The 19,012-nt window shown below is 53.3% G+C and carries 22 protein-coding genes; 14 read left to right on the top strand and 8 right to left on the bottom strand.

Annotated elements, in window-relative coordinates; genetic code table 11:
- The first annotated feature begins 2 nt into the window (after nucleotides 1–2).
- The 3 genes from ulaD to SK34_RS20725 are packed head-to-tail and all read left to right on the top strand — an operon-like array spanning nucleotide 3 to nucleotide 2,203.
- A complete protein-coding gene (gene ulaD / locus SK34_RS20735) occupies nucleotides 3–653 on the top strand; it encodes a 3-keto-L-gulonate-6-phosphate decarboxylase UlaD (RefSeq protein ID WP_003025660.1) in 651 nt (216 codons plus the stop codon).
- Between the two features lie 9 nt (nucleotides 654–662).
- On the top strand, nucleotides 663–1,517 hold the full coding sequence (locus SK34_RS20730) for an L-ribulose-5-phosphate 3-epimerase (RefSeq protein WP_048234104.1): 855 nt from the start codon (nucleotides 663–665) through the stop codon (nucleotides 1,515–1,517).
- Nucleotides 1,517–2,203, top strand: coding sequence for an L-ribulose-5-phosphate 4-epimerase (locus SK34_RS20725; RefSeq protein ID WP_003839510.1), 687 nt, complete (start codon nucleotides 1,517–1,519; stop codon nucleotides 2,201–2,203). Before SK34_RS20730 ends, SK34_RS20725 begins: the two co-directional genes overlap by 1 nt.
- 132 nt (nucleotides 2,204–2,335) lie before the next feature.
- Here the strand turns inward: SK34_RS20725 and yjfY are convergent, their stop codons facing one another.
- Nucleotides 2,336–2,611 carry a DUF1471 family protein YjfY gene (gene yjfY, locus SK34_RS20720; protein ID WP_048234102.1) on the bottom strand — a complete coding sequence of 92 codons (276 nt, stop codon included), beginning with the start codon at nucleotides 2,609–2,611 and terminating at the stop codon, nucleotides 2,336–2,338.
- Between the two features lie 298 nt (nucleotides 2,612–2,909).
- Between yjfY and SK34_RS20715 the strand changes: the two genes are divergently transcribed.
- The 6 genes from SK34_RS20715 to SK34_RS20690 all read left to right on the top strand — a co-directional run bounded on the left by SK34_RS20715 (nucleotide 2,910) and on the right by SK34_RS20690 (nucleotide 6,338).
- A complete protein-coding gene (locus SK34_RS20715) occupies nucleotides 2,910–3,674 on the top strand; it encodes a TSUP family transporter (protein WP_003839513.1) in 765 nt (254 codons plus the stop codon).
- Nucleotides 3,675–3,832: 158 nt separating this feature from the next.
- Entirely contained in the window at nucleotides 3,833–4,228 is a 396-nt protein-coding gene (rpsF, locus tag SK34_RS20710; protein WP_003025672.1) for a 30S ribosomal protein S6, read from the top strand.
- 6 nt (nucleotides 4,229–4,234) lie between these two features.
- Complete coding sequence (gene priB / locus SK34_RS20705) at nucleotides 4,235–4,549, top strand: primosomal replication protein N (RefSeq protein WP_003025674.1); 315 nt, start codon at nucleotides 4,235–4,237, stop codon at nucleotides 4,547–4,549.
- A gap of 4 nt (nucleotides 4,550–4,553) precedes the next feature.
- Entirely contained in the window at nucleotides 4,554–4,781 is a 228-nt protein-coding gene (rpsR, locus tag SK34_RS20700; RefSeq protein WP_000135199.1) for a 30S ribosomal protein S18, read from the top strand.
- Between the two features lie 41 nt (nucleotides 4,782–4,822).
- Complete coding sequence (gene rplI, locus SK34_RS20695) at nucleotides 4,823–5,272, top strand: 50S ribosomal protein L9 (protein WP_003025676.1); 450 nt, start codon at nucleotides 4,823–4,825, stop codon at nucleotides 5,270–5,272.
- Between the two features lie 142 nt (nucleotides 5,273–5,414).
- Entirely contained in the window at nucleotides 5,415–6,338 is a 924-nt protein-coding gene (locus SK34_RS20690) for a DMT family transporter (protein WP_048234101.1), read from the top strand.
- A 29-nt stretch (nucleotides 6,339–6,367) separates the two neighbouring features.
- Here the strand turns inward: SK34_RS20690 and SK34_RS20685 are convergent, their stop codons facing one another.
- Nucleotides 6,368–7,018 carry an OapA family protein gene (locus SK34_RS20685; RefSeq protein ID WP_048234100.1) on the bottom strand — a complete coding sequence of 217 codons (651 nt, stop codon included), beginning with the start codon at nucleotides 7,016–7,018 and terminating at the stop codon, nucleotides 6,368–6,370.
- Between the two features lie 219 nt (nucleotides 7,019–7,237).
- Here SK34_RS20685 and fklB point away from each other — a divergent pair, with 219 nt between their 5' ends.
- Both fklB and cycA read left to right on the top strand, forming a co-directional pair.
- Nucleotides 7,238–7,858 carry a BamJ family beta-barrel-assembly machinery protein gene (fklB, locus tag SK34_RS20680; RefSeq protein ID WP_003025685.1) on the top strand — a complete coding sequence of 207 codons (621 nt, stop codon included), beginning with the start codon at nucleotides 7,238–7,240 and terminating at the stop codon, nucleotides 7,856–7,858.
- Nucleotides 7,859–8,167: 309 nt separating this feature from the next.
- Nucleotides 8,168–9,577 carry a D-serine/D-alanine/glycine transporter gene (cycA, locus tag SK34_RS20675; RefSeq protein WP_003025688.1) on the top strand — a complete coding sequence of 470 codons (1,410 nt, stop codon included), beginning with the start codon at nucleotides 8,168–8,170 and terminating at the stop codon, nucleotides 9,575–9,577.
- A gap of 83 nt (nucleotides 9,578–9,660) precedes the next feature.
- Here cycA and ytfE read toward each other — a convergent pair whose 3' ends face one another.
- Nucleotides 9,661–10,323, bottom strand: coding sequence for an iron-sulfur cluster repair protein YtfE (gene ytfE, locus SK34_RS20670; RefSeq protein WP_003025690.1), 663 nt, complete (start codon nucleotides 10,321–10,323; stop codon nucleotides 9,661–9,663).
- Between the two features lie 245 nt (nucleotides 10,324–10,568).
- Here ytfE and SK34_RS20665 point away from each other — a divergent pair, with 245 nt between their 5' ends.
- Nucleotides 10,569–12,122, top strand: a complete 1,554-nt coding sequence (locus SK34_RS20665) for a methyl-accepting chemotaxis protein (protein ID WP_048234099.1) — start codon at nucleotides 10,569–10,571, stop codon at nucleotides 12,120–12,122.
- 63 nt (nucleotides 12,123–12,185) lie between these two features.
- On the opposite strand, the gene SK34_RS20660 is transcribed toward SK34_RS20665, so the two are convergent.
- From SK34_RS20660 to SK34_RS20650, 3 genes are all read right to left on the bottom strand, one after another.
- Complete coding sequence (locus tag SK34_RS20660; protein WP_048234098.1) at nucleotides 12,186–13,151, bottom strand: DMT family transporter; 966 nt, start codon at nucleotides 13,149–13,151, stop codon at nucleotides 12,186–12,188.
- Nucleotides 13,152–13,227: 76 nt separating this feature from the next.
- Nucleotides 13,228–14,052: an AraC family transcriptional regulator gene (locus SK34_RS20655; protein WP_003025695.1), complete on the bottom strand. Its 825-nt coding sequence runs from the start codon at nucleotides 14,050–14,052 to the stop codon at nucleotides 13,228–13,230.
- A gap of 81 nt (nucleotides 14,053–14,133) precedes the next feature.
- A complete protein-coding gene (locus SK34_RS20650; protein ID WP_048234097.1) occupies nucleotides 14,134–14,982 on the bottom strand; it encodes an SDR family oxidoreductase in 849 nt (282 codons plus the stop codon).
- Nucleotides 14,983–15,072: 90 nt separating this feature from the next.
- On the opposite strand from SK34_RS20650, the gene SK34_RS20645 reads away from it, so the two are divergent.
- Nucleotides 15,073–15,453 carry a winged helix-turn-helix transcriptional regulator gene (locus SK34_RS20645; protein ID WP_003839526.1) on the top strand — a complete coding sequence of 127 codons (381 nt, stop codon included), beginning with the start codon at nucleotides 15,073–15,075 and terminating at the stop codon, nucleotides 15,451–15,453.
- A 97-nt stretch (nucleotides 15,454–15,550) separates the two neighbouring features.
- On the opposite strand, the gene cpdB is transcribed toward SK34_RS20645, so the two are convergent.
- Entirely contained in the window at nucleotides 15,551–17,494 is a 1,944-nt protein-coding gene (cpdB, locus tag SK34_RS20640) for a 2',3'-cyclic-nucleotide 2'-phosphodiesterase (RefSeq protein ID WP_048234095.1), read from the bottom strand.
- 188 nt (nucleotides 17,495–17,682) lie between these two features.
- On the opposite strand from cpdB, the gene cysQ reads away from it, so the two are divergent.
- A complete protein-coding gene (gene cysQ, locus SK34_RS20635; protein ID WP_003025705.1) occupies nucleotides 17,683–18,423 on the top strand; it encodes a 3'(2'),5'-bisphosphate nucleotidase CysQ in 741 nt (246 codons plus the stop codon).
- Here cysQ and SK34_RS20630 read toward each other — a convergent pair.
- Nucleotides 18,413–18,970 (bottom strand): YtfJ family protein, encoded by a 558-nt coding sequence (locus SK34_RS20630; protein ID WP_003025707.1) that lies wholly within the window; start codon nucleotides 18,968–18,970, stop codon nucleotides 18,413–18,415. The genes cysQ and SK34_RS20630 overlap by 11 nt on opposite strands.
- Nucleotides 18,971–19,012 lie beyond the last annotated feature (42 nt).

Here is a 19,012-nt window from a genome sequence, read left to right as displayed (position 1 = left end):
AAATGTCATTACCTATGTTGCAGGTTGCGCTGGATAACCAATCAATGTCTTCCGCGTATGAAACGACGCGTCTGATTGCCGAAGAGGTCGATATCATTGAAGTGGGCACTATTCTTTGCGTGGCAGAGGGCGTGCGCGCCGTTCGCGATCTGAAAGCGCTTTACCCACATAAAATTGTACTGGCGGACGCCAAAATTGCCGATGCGGGAAAAATCCTCTCCCGCATGTGTTTCGAAGCCAACGCTGACTGGGTTACCGTCATCTGCTGTGCCGATATCAACACCACCAAGGGGGCGCTGGAGGTGGCGAAAGAATTTAACGGTGATGTACAGATTGAACTGACTGGTTACTGGACCTGGGAGCAGGCACAGGAGTGGCGTGACGCGGGTATTGGGCAAGTTGTCTATCACCGCAGTCGTGATGCGCAGGCGGCAGGCGTGGCGTGGGGAGAAGCGGATATCAGCGCGATCAAGCGTCTGTCCGAGATGGGCTTTAAAGTCACCGTCACCGGCGGTCTGGCGCTGGAAGATCTGCCGCTGTTCCAGGGAATTCCGATTCACGTCTTTATTGCCGGCCGCAGTATTCGCGATGCCGCCTCTCCGGTGGAAGCGGCCCGTCAGTTCAAACGTTCTATCGCCCAACTGTGGGGATAAGGAGCGACTATGTTGTCGAAACAGGTCCCGCTCGGTATTTATGAAAAAGCACTCCCCGGCGGGGAGTGCTGGCTGGAACGCTTGCAACTGGCGAAGGAACTGGGCTTCGACTTTGTCGAAATGTCGGTTGATGAAACCGACACTCGCCTGGCGCGTCTTGACTGGAACCGGGAGCAGCGACTGGCGTTGGTGGCCGCTATCGCCGACACCGGGATACGGGTACCGTCCATGTGCCTGAGCGCTCATCGTCGTTTTCCGCTTGGTAGTGAAGATGATGCGGTACGCGAACAGGGGCTGGAGATCATGCGTAAGGCCATTCAGTTTGCGCAGGATATCGGTATTCGCGTTATTCAACTGGCGGGTTACGACGTTTATTACCAGCAGGCCAATAACGAAACGCGTCGTCGGTTTCGCGATGGGCTGAAAGAGAGCGTAGAGATGGCGAGCCGTGCACAGGTGACGCTGGCGATGGAAATCATGGATTATCCACTGATGAATTCGATCAGTAAGGCGCTGGGATACGCCCACTATCTCAACAATCCGTGGTTCCAGCTGTATCCCGATATTGGCAATTTATCGGCGTGGGATAACGACGTGCAGATGGAGCTGCAGGCGGGAATGGGCCATATAGTTGCCGTACACGTGAAAGATACCAAACCCGGCGTATTCAAAAATGTGCCGTTTGGTGAAGGGGTTGTCGATTTCGAACGTTGTTTTGCGACGCTCAAACAGAGTGGGTATTGCGGGCCATACCTGATTGAGATGTGGAGCGAAACGTCGGACGACCCGGCACGTGAAGTGGCGAAGGCGCGCGACTGGGTGAAAGCGCGTATGGCCAACGCGGGCCTGGTGGAGGCAGTGTAATGCAAAAACGTAAACAGCAGGTTTTTGAGGCCAACATGGATCTGCCGCGCTACGGGCTGGTGACGTTTACCTGGGGTAACGTCAGCGCCATCGACCGCGAACGCGGGCTGGTGGTGATCAAGCCCAGCGGCGTCGACTACCAAACAATGACAGTGGATGACATGGTGGTTGTGGATCTGCACGGTAATGTGGTGGAGGGACGCTATCGTCCTTCTTCCGACACCGCCACCCATCTGGCGCTGTATCGCCGTTATTCCTCTCTCGGCGGCGTGGTGCATACCCACTCAACCCACGCAACGGCATGGGCGCAGGCAGGTCTGGCAATTCCTGCGCTCGGCACGACGCATGCTGACTACTTCTTTGGCGATATTCCCTGTACCCGGGCTTTAACTGAAGCTGAAGTTCAGGAGGAGTATGAACTTAATACCGGTAGGGTGATTATTGAAACGCTCGGGGAGGTGGAACCTTTACATACGCCTGGCGTAGTGGTGTACCAACATGGCCCGTTTGCCTGGGGCAAAGATGCTCACGACGCGGTACATAACGCTGTGGTGATGGAAGAGGTGGCAAAAATGGCATGGATTGCGCGTGGCATTAATCCGGCGCTCAGCCCCATCGACAGTTACCTGATGAATAAGCACTTCATGCGTAAGCACGGCCCAAATGCCTATTACGGCCAGAAGTAAGAAAAAACGTTCCGGAGCCAACTCTTCATGGGGATGAGATCGGTCTGGCTTCGGGATTGTTTTGCAAAAAAAAGCCCCCAGTGAAGGGGGCAAGTCAAACTGTGGCAATGTTCTCGTTGGTTGTTTCTGGTGCTAGCGATAAATATCTGCACTGGCGTGCATATTTCCGTTACTACCGGGTTCCCTGGTGAGGATCACGTGATAGTAGGTTGCGCCTTGCGCATCGGTTTCTTCATTCAGGGCCTGAGTGGCTTCACTTTCAGTGGCGAAGTTATGATTTATGTAAATAACGCCTAAGCTCTGCACATCATCCATATTCTTGGCCTGATGATTGTCAATTTTGATGGCTGCCGTTGCATTTGCACTGAGCAAAAGTACAGCCAGAAGGGTCAAAACACGGGCTCGCATATGTACCTCCTCGACTGCGGTCTCTGGTTAGCTCTCTCCTGTGAGTGGATAACTTCTGATTTAATTTTAACCGCTGCCGGCGCAGTCGATAGCGACCATTTCTGATGCAGTTGTTCAAAAAATTACCGCAAAGCCATCTTTTCTTTAATTAACAATCAGCTGATGCCTTCCGCTACGGTTAAAAATACCTGCCTTACGCGCATAAGCTCTTACCAAATAGTCAATTTAATCGGGTGAGTACGCCGTTTATAGTGAGCCAGATAATTAATATAACTTTATGATAATTAGGCAAAAACTTATGGATACTTCATTCATGGATTTCAGCTATTTCGTGATTATGTTTATGGTCGCGCTAGTGGCTGGCTTTATTAACGTGGTATCGGGCGGCGGTGGTTTTCTCTCTATTGGCGCTCTCTTAATTTCTGGTTTACCCCCGGCTAATGCGCTGGCAACCAATAAAATTCAGGCACTGGGTAGCTCGCTGACTTCCGGAATTTACTTTTTACGCCGGGGACATATTAATGTGCAGGAGCACAAATATGTCTTTTTATCTGCCTTTATCGGTTCTGCGCTGGGCACGACGCTTATCCAGTTTATTGAACCGGACGTGTTGAAGAAACTGCTGCCGATCCTGATTATCGCGGTCGCTATCTACTTTATTTCTTCGCCTAATCTTAGCGAACCGAAAAGGAAGCAGCAGGTATCCCTGTTTCTCTTCTCGTTGATCTGCGGGGGAGGTATTGGGTTTTATGATGGTTTTCTCGGTGCCGGGGCCGGCTCCTTTTATACGCTCTGTTACATCCTGCTGTGGGGATACAGTATCGATAAAGCGCAAATCCACTCGAATTTTATTAACCTGGCGTCGAACATTGCCTCGATTCTGTTCTTCATTTTCGGCGGTAAAATGATCTGGTCGCTGGGGCTGGTGATGTTTGCCGGACAATCCCTTGGCGCACGTCTGGGGGCGACAGTCGTACTGACGCGCGGCAAGAAAGTCATCCGACCTATGATTGTCATCGTCTCTATTTGTATCAGCGTCAAAATGCTGCTGGATATGTATTAATGGCGACATGATAAATAATCGTACAAGCACCTTGAGTTTACCTGCTGACCCCAGTATTATGACGCGTCATTTTTCAGCCGACCTTTAACACGTTCCTTGCCTCCATGGGCCTCGGCTGACCCAGACAGGAGGCTGAATAATCCGTAAGGAGCAATTCGATGCGTCATTACGAAATCGTTTTTATGGTCCATCCTGACCAGAGCGAACAGGTTCCGGGTATGATCGAACGCTACACTGCTGCCATCACTGGTGCAGAAGGCACGATCCACCGTCTGGAAGACTGGGGCCGCCGTCAACTGGCTTACCCGATCAACAAACTGCACAAAGCTCACTACGTTCTGATGAACGTTGAAGCGCCGCAGGAAGTGATCGATGAGCTGGAAACTACCTTCCGCTTCAACGATGCCGTTATCCGCAGCATGGTTATGCGTACTAAACACGCTGTTACCGAAGCATCTCCGATGGTTAAAGCGAAAGACGAGCGCCGTGAGCGTCGCGATGATTTCGCTAACGAAACCGCAGATGATGCTGAAGCTGGGGATTCTGAAGAGTAATTTCTGATGACCAACCGTCTGGCGTTGTCCGGCACCGTGTGCAGGGCTCCCCTTCGAAAGGTCAGTCCATCAGGAATTCCTCATTGCCAGTTCGTGCTTGAGCATCGTTCTGTGCAGGAGGAAGCCGGGTTTCACCGGCAGGCGTGGTGCCAAATGCCCGTTATTATTAGCGGACACGAAAACCAGGCCATTACTCACAGTATAACGGTCGGTAGCGCAGTGACCGTTCAGGGGTTCATCTCTTGCCACAAGGCAAAGAACGGCCTGAGCAAAATGGTTCTGCATGCCGAGCAGATTGAATTGATAGATTCTGGAGACTAGCCATATGGCACGTTATTTCCGTCGTCGCAAGTTCTGCCGTTTCACCGCGGAAGGCGTTCAAGAGATCGACTATAAAGATATCGCTACGCTGAAAAACTACATCACCGAAAGCGGTAAGATTGTCCCAAGCCGTATCACCGGTACCCGTGCAAAATACCAGCGTCAGCTGGCTCGCGCTATCAAACGCGCTCGCTACCTGTCTCTGCTGCCGTACACTGATCGTCATCAGTAATCGGTCACGGTCCATTAATACGACTTTGAGAGGATAAGGTAATGCAAGTTATTCTGCTTGATAAAGTAGCAAACCTGGGTAGCCTGGGTGATCAGGTTAACGTTAAAGCGGGCTATGCTCGTAACTTCCTGGTACCACAGGGTAAAGCTGTTCCTGCTACCAAGAAAAACGTTGAATTTTTCGAAGCGCGTCGCGCTGAGCTGGAAGCTAAACTGGCTGACGTTCTGTCCGCTGCTGAAGCTCGTGCTGAGAAAATCAACGCACTGGAAACCGTAACCATCGCGTCTAAAGCTGGCGACGAAGGTAAACTGTTCGGTTCCATCGGTACTCGCGACATCGCTGACGCTGTAACTGCAGCTGGCGTTGAAGTAGCTAAGAGCGAAGTTCGTCTGCCGAACGGCGTTCTGCGTACCACTGGTGAGCACGAAGTGAGCTTCCAGGTTCACAGCGAAGTGTTTGCTAAGCTGACTGTAAACGTAGTTGCAGAATAAGTTTTTATTCTGATGACCGCGTAAAAGCGCCGGCCCTGTGCCGGCGTTTTGCTTTTCTGTTCCCCCGCTTTTCTCTCTGGCTATTCTTTATCCTTTTCGGGATAATCACAAAAATAAAACATTATTTCAAAGTGGTGATGGAATGGAACCAACGCACCAACCTCTGTTTGCGCGTAAAAATGTTGTCTATCTGAGCGCGGCGTTCTGCTGCCTGCTGTGGGGGAGCGCCTATCCGGCGATCAAAAGCGGATATGAGATCTTCCAGATTGCCACGGATGACATTCCCTCAAAGATTGTCTTTGCCGGATATCGCTTTCTGTTTGCGGGAATATTGCTGCTAATGCTGGCGCTGGCACAGCGAAAACCGATTGGCCGGTTAAGCCCGCGTCAGTATGGCCAACTCACGCTGTTGGGGCTGACGCAAACCTCGCTGCAATACATCTTCTTCTATATCGGCCTGGCGTTCACGACGGGGGTGAAAGGGTCCATCATGAATGCGACCGGGACCTTCTTCAGCGTGCTACTGGCCCATTTTATCTACCATAATGACAAACTGAGCTACAACAAAGCGCTGGGCTGTATCCTCGGCTTTGCTGGGGTGATGGTAGTGAACTTTAGCAGCGGAATGGATTTTAGTTTCAGCCTGTTAGGAGACGGCTCAGTAGTGATGGCGGCCTTTATTCTTTCTGCTGCCACGCTATATGGAAAACGTATTTCTCAGACGGTGGACCCGACGGTAATGACAGGGTACCAGTTGGGCGGTGGCGGTCTGGCGTTGGTTATCGGTGGCTACGCTTTTGGCGGCACGCTGACCGTACACGGTGCGTCTTCGGTAGCAATTCTGGGCTACCTGACGTTACTCTCTTCGGTCGCCTTTGCCTTGTGGAGTATTCTGCTCAAGCATAATCGTGTGGGGATGATTGCGCCGTTTAACTTCCTGATCCCGGTTTCGGGGGCGGTTCTGTCGGCGATATTCCTCGGCGAAAACATTCTCGAATGGAAATACGCACTGGCGCTGGTGCTGGTCTGTTCGGGGATCTGGTGGGTGAATAAGGTGAAGCGCTGACGCTTCACCTTGATGCCTGATGGCGCCGCTTAACGGGCGCGAATAAAACTGCCGTTAGGCTGGCGGGTGAACAGAACCTGCTGGCCATTCCCGGTATCAATGGTTAATCCCGTCACCACGCCATTGGCATTCTGCCTGATCTGCACCATCTGACCGTCTTTCAGGTTGCTTAGCGGTTTTCCCGCGCCTTCAACCTGCGCCATTGCATACACATCGGTTGGCGGGAGGTTATGGTCACGGAAGACCTGGGCCAGCGTTTTGCCCGAGTCTACGCGATAAGAGCGCCACTGTTGCTCAATTCCGCTATCCTGTTGGAAAGGTTGCGTCTGCGGCTGAGATTGCTGAGCCTGCGGCTGCGCATCAGGTTCTCCTTCCTGGATTGGCTCTGGAGCAACCGGAGCGACCTGGCCGGGATCGTTTTGCGGGGCGACTAACTGTGCCTGTAGCTGAGCCTCGGTTGGTGGCTGCGACTGTGACTGTAAATCCAGCTGGGCAGTACGCGTCACCACAGGGGCATCGCTGGTGTCACTGGAAGGAAGCAGGAAACCTATCACCAGCACGAGAGCAGCAATAATAATGCCGCGGCGGTGCATAGGCGGTAGCGGATCCATAATGCGAAAATTGTCCGGTGCATGCCAGATTTTCGCCAGGGTTGGTTTTAATTCAAAGCGCCCGGGCATGGCTTTCCTCCTGCTCCGCGTCTCGTTCCTCGATCATAGAGTATAGATGGCTAACGCTATGATGTTCGTCATATTACCCGCTTTCGTGACGTCAACGCGGGATATTCCTATTGTTTATGTTTCCTCGCGATTTGTCATCTGTTCCCGAGACAAAGTTTTACCGGATGCGGCATGGCTGATATGCTGCCCGCTACTTTACATCCGATGAAAGGAAATATGATGGCTAACCCGACTTTTGACACTATCGAAGCGCAAGCAAGCTATGGCATTGGTTTGCAGGTAGGACAACAGCTGAGCGAATCCGGACTGGAAGGACTGTTGCCTGAAGCGCTGGTAGCGGGTATCGCTGACGCGCTGGAAGGTAAGCACCCGGCAGTGCCGGTTGATGTTGTGCATCGCGCGCTGCGTGAAATCCATGAACGCGCTGATGCAGTACGTCGCGAACGCTTCCAGGCTATGGCGGCTGATGGCGTCAAATATCTGGAAGAAAACCGTGAGAAAGAGGGTGTGAACAGCACTGAATCCGGTTTGCAGTTCCGTGTTCTGACTCAGGGCGAAGGGGCTATTCCGGCGCGTACTGACCGCGTTCGCGTGCATTATACCGGTAAACTGATCGACGGTACCGTGTTTGACAGCTCTGTCGCACGTGGCGAACCGGCTGAATTCCCGGTTAACGGCGTAATCCCTGGCTGGATTGAAGCACTGACCCTGATGCCGGTAGGTTCGAAATGGGAACTGACTATTCCTCAGGAACTGGCTTACGGCGAGCGTGGTGCTGGCGCGTCCATTCCTCCGTTCAGCACGCTGGTGTTCGACGTTGAGCTGCTTGAGATCCTGTAAGCAGTGACTTCTGTTCCCCCCGAGGCTGGGGGGAACAAAAAAATAGCGTGAAAAGCTATAGTTACGTCGTTGTCGATATTTTATCTTGCAAATGCCGCATCAGCGTGTATTTTTGTGAGCTGATTCGCGCTATCAGAGTGATATGACACTCACTTTAAACATTAAATTAACATTATATCTAAATCTTAGTATTCATCCCGCCAATTCTTACCTAATATCGATGAGTCCTGATAACAGGATCGTCGTATCATAGACACACTAAAGGCCGTAGAGCCTGAACAACACAGACAGGTACAGGAAGAAAAAAACATGGTAGATCAGGTAAAAGTCGACACCGCTGAAGAGGCGTCGTCTGAACAGTCGCTACGGCGCAATCTCACAAACCGTCATATTCAACTTATTGCTATTGGTGGTGCTATCGGTACTGGCCTGTTTATGGGCTCCGGTAAAACCATCAGTCTCGCCGGACCGTCGATCATCTTTGTATATATGATCATCGGTTTTATGCTGTTTTTCGTGATGCGGGCAATGGGTGAATTGCTGCTCTCGAATCTGGAGTACAAATCGTTTAGTGATTTCGCCTCCGACCTGCTCGGGCCATGGGCCGGGTATTTTACCGGCTGGACCTACTGGTTCTGCTGGGTCGTTACTGGGATGGCAGACGTTGTCGCGATTACCGCGTATGCGCAATTCTGGTTCCCCGAACTGTCAGATTGGGTCGCCTCGCTGGCGGTGATTGTGCTGCTGCTGAGCCTCAACCTCGCCACCGTAAAAATGTTCGGTGAGATGGAGTTCTGGTTTGCGATGATCAAAATCGTCGCCATCATCGGCCTGATTGTCGTCGGTCTGGTGATGGTGCTGACGCACTTCCAGTCGCCAACCGGCGTTCAGGCATCGTTCACGCATCTGTGGAATGACGGTGGCTGGTTCCCGAAAGGTCTGAGCGGCTTCTTTGCCGGCTTCCAGATAGCGGTGTTCGCGTTTGTGGGTATTGAGCTGGTGGGAACGACCGCCGCGGAAACCAAGGATCCTGAGAAATCTCTGCCGCGCGCCATTAACTCGATTCCAATCCGTATTATCATGTTCTACGTGTTCGCGCTGATCGTGATTATGTCCGTAACGCCGTGGAGCTCGGTAGTACCAACCAAGAGCCCATTCGTTGAACTGTTTGTGCTGGTTGGTCTGCCTGCTGCGGCGAGCCTGATCAACTTTGTGGTTCTGACTTCAGCTGCCTCTTCCGCAAACAGCGGCGTGTTCTCTACCAGCCGTATGCTGTTCGGCCTGGCGCAGGAAGGCGTTGCGCCTAAAGCATTTGCCAAGCTGTCTAAACGCGCAGTTCCGGCGAAGGGGTTAACCTTCTCCTGTATCTGTCTGTTGGGCGGCGTGGTGATGCTGTACGTGAACCCGAGCGTGATTGGCGCGTTCACCATGATCACCACCGTGTCGGCGATTCTGTTCATGTTCGTCTGGACCATCATTCTTTGCTCGTACCTGGTGTACCGCAAGCAACGTCCTCACCTGCATGAAAAATCAATCTACAAGATGCCGTTAGGCAAGCTGATGTGCTGGGTATGTATGGCGTTCTTCGTCTTCGTACTGGTACTGCTGACGCTGGAAGATGATACCCGTCAGGCGTTGATGGTGACGCCGCTGTGGTTCATCGCGCTGGGTCTGGGCTGGTTGTTTATCGGTAAGAAACGTATGGCGGGTATGCGTTAAGCGTTGTCATATCGGACACAAAAAAGGCCACATAAGCAGTGGCCGAATTCGGACTTCAGGAAGGCGCTCTCGGGCGCCTTTTTTTATTCACCTGCGAGGGCACGCGGGAACAACACATTGTTTTCCAGGCTGATGTGTTCCATCAGGTCATCGATCATTTCGTTAATGCCGTTATACATGGCTTTCCAGGTGGTGCAGGCTTCTGGCGGCGGCGTCACGTTGTGGGTGATGTGTTTGATCACTTCCACCAGTTCACCCGCATCGTCATGTTCGCTTTCCATCACGCTGATTGGCCCCATCGCCTGGCTACCCATGCCCTGTTTGATCATCGGGAACAGGATCTGCTCTTCTTTCATCATGTGGCTGGACAGCTCTTCATGCAGCATGGTCAGATTTTTCGCCAGACCGCGCGGTACGTTCGGTTTGTCTGCGTGAACGCGTTCAACTTTTGTGGCCTGCAGGATCAGCTCCGGCAGCTGTTCGCGGTGTCTGTCGTGATAACGCACGATGATATGGTCGATGATTTCAGCCAGAGCCACGGTACGCCAGTCTTTCTCCAGCGGCTGTTCAGCCAGCTGCGCAAGCTGCGCCTCAATAACGTCTAAATCCAGCTCTTTACGCGCGGCAGCGCGTGCCAGCGTTTGCTTACCGCCGCAGCAGTAATCCATATCGTATTTACGAAACAGGGCCGAAGCGCGAGGAATAGAGAGCGCCAGTTCACCTAAAGGTTGATCGCGATAAGACATTGCCGTTACCTCATTCTCAATAATATAAGATGTATTTTAAATACAACTTATGGCGAAGGATATAACCCTTTCGGGGTGGGGTGTTTTGTGATGAACGTCACGAAAATTTCTTATTTCGTTAAGGTGCTGAATCTTATTGGAAAGGTGAGGGGCGGCGAAAAAAGCGGCTCGACAGGATTAAATAAGCGCACGCCGCTGCCGATAGTTAGACCTCAGACAATACCTGCATAATAAAAAGGCTACAGATGTTCAAACGAATCAAAGTGATAACCTTACTTATCACCGTGTTACTCGCCCTGGGCGCAATGCAGCTCATCTCTGCGGGCGTCTTTATTGGCGCACTCAATAACGATAAGCAGAACTTTAACGTGTCTCAACTTTCCAGCCAGAATGTGGCCGAGTTTACCGATGCGTGGATTAGCCTGAACCAGGCTCGCGTCACGCTCAACCGGGGCATGCTGCGTTTACAGGGAACGATGGCTAGCGAGATTAACGGCGGTCAGTTGAAGGAGCTGGTGAACACGGCAAATCGCCTGTTGGCCGAATCGAAAGAGCATTACGATAAATACTACGCTCTACCGGAAACGCCGGGGTTGGATGAGCATCTGGCCGATCGACTGGAAGAACAGTACGGCATCTATTCTGCGACGCTGGCAAAAATGAACGCGCTGCTGGCTGAAGGAAAGCTGGAAGAGATGTTCAAGCAGAACGCCGAGCAAAAGCAAACGGCCATGCAGGAAGTTTATCGGGAATGGCGTAGCGCGCAAACGGCGCTGGCCACTGCCGGGGTACAGGACAATGAGAGTGACTACCAGAAGATAATCTGGCTGCTGTCCGCGGTGATGCTGATTGTCGTCACCGTGATTATCGCCAGTTGGCTGGCGATGCAGCGAGTGCTGCTCAAGCCGCTCCACGAGGTGATGGGACATATTCGCCATATTGCCGCAGGTGATTTGACTCACCGCATCAACGCCGATGGCAGTAATGAAATGGCGCTGCTGGCAGGCAACGTCCGCGACATGCAGCAGGCGCTGGCGAACACGGTCAGCGTGGTGCGTGACGGGGCTGACACCATCTATACCGGCGCGGGTGAAATTGCCGCTGGCAGTAACGATCTCTCTTCACGTACCGAACAGCAGGCCGCCTCTCTGGAGGAGACCGCAGCCAGCATGGAACAACTTACCGCAACCGTGAGACAGAACGCAGATAACGCGCGTCAGGCGACCAGTCTGGCAAAGAATGCTTCGCAGACGGCGCAGAAAGGCGGGGCCGTGGTTGATGGCGTGGTGCGTACGATGGATGAAATCGCCACCAGTTCCAGCAAAATTGCGCAAATTACTACTGTTATCGACGGTATTGCTTTCCAGACCAACATCCTGGCGCTGAACGCGGCGGTAGAAGCGGCGCGCGCTGGCGAACAGGGGCGTGGCTTTGCTGTAGTCGCAGGTGAGGTGCGCACGCTGGCGCAGCGTAGCGCTCAGGCGGCAAAAGAAATTAAGGCGTTGATTGATGACTCAGGGAATCGGGTCAATGCCGGTACGGCGCTGGTGCATGAGGCGGGTGAGACGATGGCGGAAATTGTCAGTGCCGTCACCCAGGTTACCGATATTATGGGAGAAATTGCGTCGGCCTCTGATGAACAGAGTCGGGGTATCGATCAGGTCGGTCAGGCGGTGGCTGAGATGGATCGCGTCACGCAGCAAAACGCCTCGCTGGTGGAGGAATCCGCTTCCGCCGCAGCCGCGCTCGAAGAGCAGGCCGCACGGTTGAACCAGACGGTGGCGGTGTTTAAAGTTTAACGTCTGCTCCGGCCTACAAGATATTATCCAGTAGGCCGGATAAGCGGAGCACCATCCGGCACATTATGATTGTGAAATCACCATGACGCTCGGTTTCTGTGGCTTGGCTCTGACGGCTATCACTACCCCAACCATCAGCAGCGTAATACCGCTTACCGTCAGCAGCGGCGGAAATTCCTGGCGCAGTATAAAGGTGTACAGCAAACCAGCCAGCGTTTCGAAGACAATCAACGGGCCGAGGATCACCGTCGGCAGCTTCTGGCTGGCGACGTTCCAGCACAGTGCGCCAACCCAAGAACACAATACCGCAATGGCTATCATCAGGCCGATAAACACGGCTGGACGCGGACCGAAGGGCAGAGCAAAGTCCGGCGTTTGCCCGTTCAACCACAGGCAGGCGGCAATATAGCCGAGCAGAGAAACAGGCAGCGTCACCAGTGCCTGGGCCGTCGCCCACATCATCGGGTGCTTATCCGGATTCTCGCGCAGCCAGCGGGCATTACGCAGCGCATACCACGCCCAACACACCACCGAAATCAGCGCCAGTGCGATGCCAGAGCCATATCGCCAGCCGCTAAAGTCAGGGAGTCCCTGATTCAGCTCCGAGATATTCACGCACAGCAGGCCTATACCAATCAACACCAGCGCAGGCGACAAACGCCACCATGATAATTTGCCGTCACGCTGGCTGTAGAGCAGGTTAGCGAAGACCGGGATCACCACCGGCAATGTACCAATAATCATCGTGGAGACCGGTGCGCCGGTGCGCTGGATAGCGCTTGCCAGGCAAACGTAATAAATCAGATTCCCCATCATTGTTAGCGTCAGCGCAGTTAACCAGTCTTTCCGCCCGAGTTGACGCAGGCGCACACGTCCCAGCCAGGCAATCGGCAATGCGATCAGCCCCAGCGCCAGATAGCGCCCCATCGACTGCAATACCGCCGGGTATTCCGGTATGATCAGCGGTCCAACAAAAATTAATCCCCACATCAGCCCGGCCAGCAGGGCATACAACACACCGCTAATCATTTTTGATATCCACATCGCTTAACAATACGTCGAGTGTAGGCAGGAAAAATGCCGCCGTATTGTATGAGATTGCTGATCAACGCCGGACGACTTGTTTCTGATAACGCACTGGCGTAATGCCGTAGCGATGGGTAAACGCGCGGGTGAGATGCGACTGGTCGGTGAGGCCGGTTGCGGCGGCGACCTCTGCGGCGGGCATACCGCAAGTGAGAAAACCTTTGGCTCGCCACAGGCGGATCGCCATCAACATCTGGTGCGGCGTGACGTGGAAATGAGATTTAAACTGGCGCTGAAAATGCCAGGGACTCAGCGATGCAACCCGCGCCAGCTCGTCGAGCGTGACCGGATGCATATAATTATCGTGCAGATACTCGCGTACTCGTTCAAAGCGATGCGCCCCCTCCGGCAATACCGGTGCATGGCGGGCCAGCGGCTGGAACGTGTCGATCAGATCGAGCAATAGTCCTTTTTGCGCCAACGGATCTTCCGTGTTCCACAGGCCGTGGATCAGCGAGCAGATCTGGCGCGAGCGCAGCGGATCGTGACGCGTTACGTCATGAAACCACCAGTGGCGGATCCCAGTGACCTCTTCCAGAAGATCGGGCTCAAGATAAATCATCCGATAGCGCCAGCCATCGGCGGTTTCGGCCTCGCCGGTGTGCAGCTCATCGGGGTTCATGGTTACGACGGAATGGGCGGGGGCCACGTACTGCGTGCCGCGATAACGAAAACGTTCGGCTCCGGCTTCTATCGCGCCAATGCCGAATGCTTCATGTGTGTGCGGCTCAAAGGCGTAACGTGAGATGTGCGCATGATACAGCTCTACGCCCGGCACCTGCGCCAGATGGCGAAAGCGGGCGCTGTCTTTCTCATCAATAAACTGCTCAGGTACACCTTGCACGTTTTCTCTCCCCACGCATCATCCTGTCATTATCAGAGAGGATGCGCGGGGATGCCACCACAATTAACTAATTTTTAACACTTACAAGATGCCTTTGACGCTGTCAGCCAGCGAGGTGGTCGGGCGACCAATCAGTTTGCTCAGCGTATGGCTGTCGTCGAACAGACCGCCTTTGGAGGCGCCAGTGTCTGAGTCAGCCAGCATGTCCGCCAGTCCGGCAGGCAGACCTACACCTTTTAGCGCGGCGGCAAAATCAGCTTCGCTCAGGTTCTGATACACCACTTTTTTACCACTCTGTTTTGCCAGCTCGGCAGCCAACTGGCTCAGGGTCCAGCCTGCGTCGCCCGCCAGCTCATAGGTTTTACCGGCGTGACCGTCTTCACTGATGACGCGCGCGGCGGCAGCGGCATAGTCGGCGCGGGTCGCTGAGGCAATTTTGCCTTCACCTGCAGCCCCGATAAACACGCCATGTTCCAGAGCAGCCGGTGCGCTGGCGAGATAGTTTTCGGTGTACCAGCCGTTACGCAGTAGCGCGTAGGCGATACCGGATTCAGCCAGCATCTGCTCGGTTGCCACATGCTCATCAGCCAGCCCCAGCGGGGAGGTGTCAGCGTGCAGCAGGCTGGTGTAGGCGATAAATTTCACGTGAGCGGCTTTCGCTGCGTTAATCACGTTGCGATGCTGCGGGGCACGTTGTCCCACTTCGCTGGAGGAGATCAGCAGTAGCTTGTCGATACCCTGTAAGGCAGTTGTAAAGGCGGCTTCATCGCTGTAATCCGCCTGACGAACGGTAATGCCCTGCTGACTAAGCGCCGTCGCTTTAGCGGGATTACGCACGATTGCCACAATCTGGCTGGCAGGAACGGTTTTCAGCAGAGATTCAATAACGTGTTGGCCCAGTTGGCCGGTGGCGCCGGTAATCGCGATCATGGGGTGACTCCTTGGTATTGGTCTTGTGTTTAATCACGCTAACACCTAAACTTACTTTTAGTAAGTACGTACAAAAAGGTTAGTATGAAAATGACAGCTTCGACGCTCTCCCAGCAGTTACGCGATGGCAACTTGTTTGCCGAACAGTGTCCCTCCCGCGAGGTGTTAAAACACGTCACCAGTCGATGGGGCGTGTTGATTCTGGTGGCGCTGCGCGACGGTACGCACCGTTTCAGCGATTTGCGCCGTAAGATGGGCGGGGTCAGTGAAAAGATGCTGGCGCAATCTCTGCAGGCGCTGGAGCAGGACGGGTTTATCAATCGGGTGTCATATCCGGTGGTACCGCCGCACGTGGAATATAGTTTGACGCAGTTGGGTGAGCAGGTGAGCGATAAAGTCGCCGCGCTGGCGGACTGGATAGAACTGAATTTGCCGCAGGTTTTAGCGCAGCGTGAAGAGCGGGCGGCGTAAAGTATTGCCGGATGGCGGCTAACGCCTTATCCGGCCTACAGATTACTTCGACTCGTAGGCCGGATAAGACGCTATTGCGTCGCATCCGGCACGAAAATTACTTACTTAAATCCAGCTGGTAAATGGCGAAACCGATGTCATCGGTCGCGACTTTTTTCAGCGGATACTGGCCTTTCTCTTTAATAAACGCCGCGGCTTTATCAGACGGTGATGTTTCAAAGCGAATATCCAGTGGCGTATCGCTGTGAATTGGCGCCAGACGCCAGTTGTTATCTGCCGCCGGATGAATTTCACCGGCACGCTTCGTCTGTGCACCAATCCACGCGGCCAGCACCGAGCGGTTTTCATCCGGAGAAGCAAACGCGATGTGGCTGTCGCCGGTTCCGGCAAACTTACCGCCGTAGGCGCGGTAGTTGTTGGTCGCGACGAGGAAGGTAGCATTCGGATCGATTGGTTTGCCGTTAAAGGTCAGATTTTTAATACGTTCCGCTTTCGGATTAATGGTCTGACATTCCCCGTCGTAGCGGGCGGGTTGTGAAACATCAATCTGATAATTCACGCCATCAATCACGTCGAAATTATAGGTACGGAAGCCGTCCCAGTTAATCAACGACTGTGGTTTGCTGCTGTGGATATCAATCTGATTGAACTGCCCGGCGGAACATTCCAGCCACTCTTTCACCTCTTTACCGCTGGCTTTCACCACCACCAGAGTGTTGGGATAGAGATACAAATCAGCGGCGTTACGGAAGGTTAACTGGCCTTTTTCGACTTCTACAAAGCTTGCCGGATCGTTCTTACGCCCACCGACCTTAAACGGCGCGGCGGCGGAAAGTACCGGTAGTTTTGCCAGATCCGGATCGCCCTGAATAAAGTGTTCCACATAGGCTTTCTGCGCGTTGTTCACCACCTGTACGGTCGGGTCATCCTGTACCAGCGCCAGATAGCTGTACATATTGTCGGCGGATTTACCGATCGGTTTGCTGACAAACTCACGCGTGGCGTCGTGATCGGCTTTCAGGATCTCAACGATTTTTTTGTCTTCTGCTGCCAGTGATTTTTTCGCTGCCGCGTCATAAATCGGACGTGCTTCGGCTTTCGCCTGGGTGACCTGCCATTTACCGCTGTCGTTATTCAGCACTAAATCCACCACCCCCAGATGATCGCCCCACATACCCGGCATTACCGCTGGAACACCATTCAGCGTACCTTTTGCGATATCTGCACCTTTGATGTTGGCAAAGTCTTTACCAGGGAAAACGGCGTGAGCGTGGCCAAACATAATGGCATCCACGCCTGGGACTTCACTGAGGTAATAAACGGAGTTTTCCGCCATGGTTTGATACGGGTCGGCAGAAAGCCCGGAGTGAGCAACTACCACCACGACATCGGCACCTTTTTCTCGCATTTCGGGTACGTATTTGCGTGCAGTTTCCGTAATGTCGTTCACCGTCACTTTACCGCTGAGGTTGGCTTTATCCCAGGTCATAATCTGCGGTGGCACAAAACCGATATAGCCAATCTTCAGCGTCTGCTTTTTCCCTTCTTTGTCGACAACCTCAGTGTCTTTGATCAGATAAGGCGTAAATAGCGGATTTTTGGTCTTAACGTCGATGATATTGGCGTTAACGTAAGGGAACTTCGCCCCTGCCAGCGCGTTGTGCAGATACTCAAGACCGTAGTTGAATTCATGGTTGCCGAGGTTACCCACCGCGTAATCCAGGGTATTCAGCGCTTTATATACTGGGTGAGTTTCGCCCGCTTTCAGCCCTTTGGCCGCCATGTAATCCCCGAGCGGGCTGCCCTGAATCAGATCGCCATTATCAACCAGCACGCTGTTTTTGACTTCTCCACGCGCAGCGTTGATAAGACTTGCCGTACGTACCAGACCGAATTTTTCAGTCGGTGTATCTTTGTAATAATCGAAATCCATCATATTGCTATGCAAATCAGTGGTTTCCATTATACGCAGATCGACGGTCGCGGCATTGACGCTGGCTGCAATCAGCGTTGCCAGAAGCGTTGCACTAAACTTAATCATCAGGGGCATCCTTTTAAGATCTAAGCCACAAAAGAAAATGTATATAAATCTTCTTGCTTACAGAACTGTGAATCATGACATGAATATAGCGTTTAAAACCGCAGACGCTATCACAGTTGGCGGATCCCCTGACGATCGGGTATAAGTAAAACAACGAGTTAACACCACTGACAGAAACGAGGTGGAGAATGCTAGAACATGTATGCCAGCTTGCACGGAACGCGGGCGATGCCATTATGCAGGTCTACGATGGAATCAAACCGATGGAGATTACCAGCAAGCAGGATGATTCTCCGGTCACGGCGGCGGATATCGCCGCGCACAAGGTTATCCTCGAGGGATTACTGGCGCTGACGCCGGATATTCCCGTCCTGTCTGAAGAAGCGCCTCCTGGCTGGGATGTCCGCCAGCACTGGCAGCGCTATTGGCTGGTGGACCCGCTGGACGGGACCAAAGAGTTCATTAAGCGTAACGGTGAATTTACGGTCAATATTGCGCTGATCGAAAAGGGAAAGCCGGTTCTGGGCGTGGTTTACGCGCCGGTAATGAAAGTGATGTACAGCGCAGCAGAAGGTAAAGCGTGGAAAGAAGAGTGCGGCGTACGTAAACAAATTCAGGTTCGTGACGCGCGTCCGCCGCTGGTGGTCATTAGCCGCTCGCATGCCGATAATGAGTTAAAAGAGTATCTGCAACAGTTGGGCGAGCACCAGACCACGTCGATTGGCTCATCGTTGAAGTTCTGCCTGGTGGCGGAAGGGCACGCACAGCTGTACCCGCGTTTTGGGCCCACTAACGTATGGGACACCGCCGCGGGCCACGCTGTTGCCGCCGCAGCCGGGGCGCACGTTCACGACTGGCAGGGGAAACCTCTGGATTACACCCCACGTGAATCGTTCCTCAACCCCGGCTTCCGCGTTTCTATTTACTGAGCAATTTGTGCAGCAGGGCAATTACCTGCTGCACCTCTTCCTGCGTTAATGCGCCATCTTTTGCCCACTGCACGCGTCCGTCCTTATCGAGTACGACGATAGCGGAGCTCTCTTCATCCAGTTGCCAGGCTTTACGCGCAATGCCATTGCTGTCGACAATGAATTGCGACCACGGGTAGAGCTTCTTATTGCTCTCCAGACTGCTGCGCACAAACATACCGGAGCCGGGGATGGCGTCATCTGTGTTGACGATAGTGGTGGTCTGATATTTGTCGTGCGGCAGGTTGGCGGCTTTGATTGCCTCGATCAGTGTCGCATTTTTCTCTTTGGCGGAGGTGCGTCCGGCAATGTGTTGCACAATTCGCACTTTCCCAGGCAATTGCGCGCTATTCCAGCTTTTGTAGCTAAACTTATCGTTATCGAGAATCAGTTCGCCGCGATCGGCGATCCCCACCGGTGGTACGCGTTGGTCAGTCTCAAACTTATGTGCGGAGGCAATCATCGGCAGCAGCAGAAACGACAGCGCCAGCAGTTTTCGTAAGGTCATAGGTTTTCCTTCTTTCTTTTATTTTGCAGGTGATCCGACCAC

Source organism: Citrobacter sp. MGH104, from assembly GCF_001034485.1.
Taxonomy (GTDB): Bacteria; Pseudomonadota; Gammaproteobacteria; order Enterobacterales; family Enterobacteriaceae; genus Citrobacter; species Citrobacter freundii.
The sequence above is the reverse complement of the archived record's forward strand: the minus strand, read 5'-3'. Positions and strand labels throughout refer to the sequence as shown.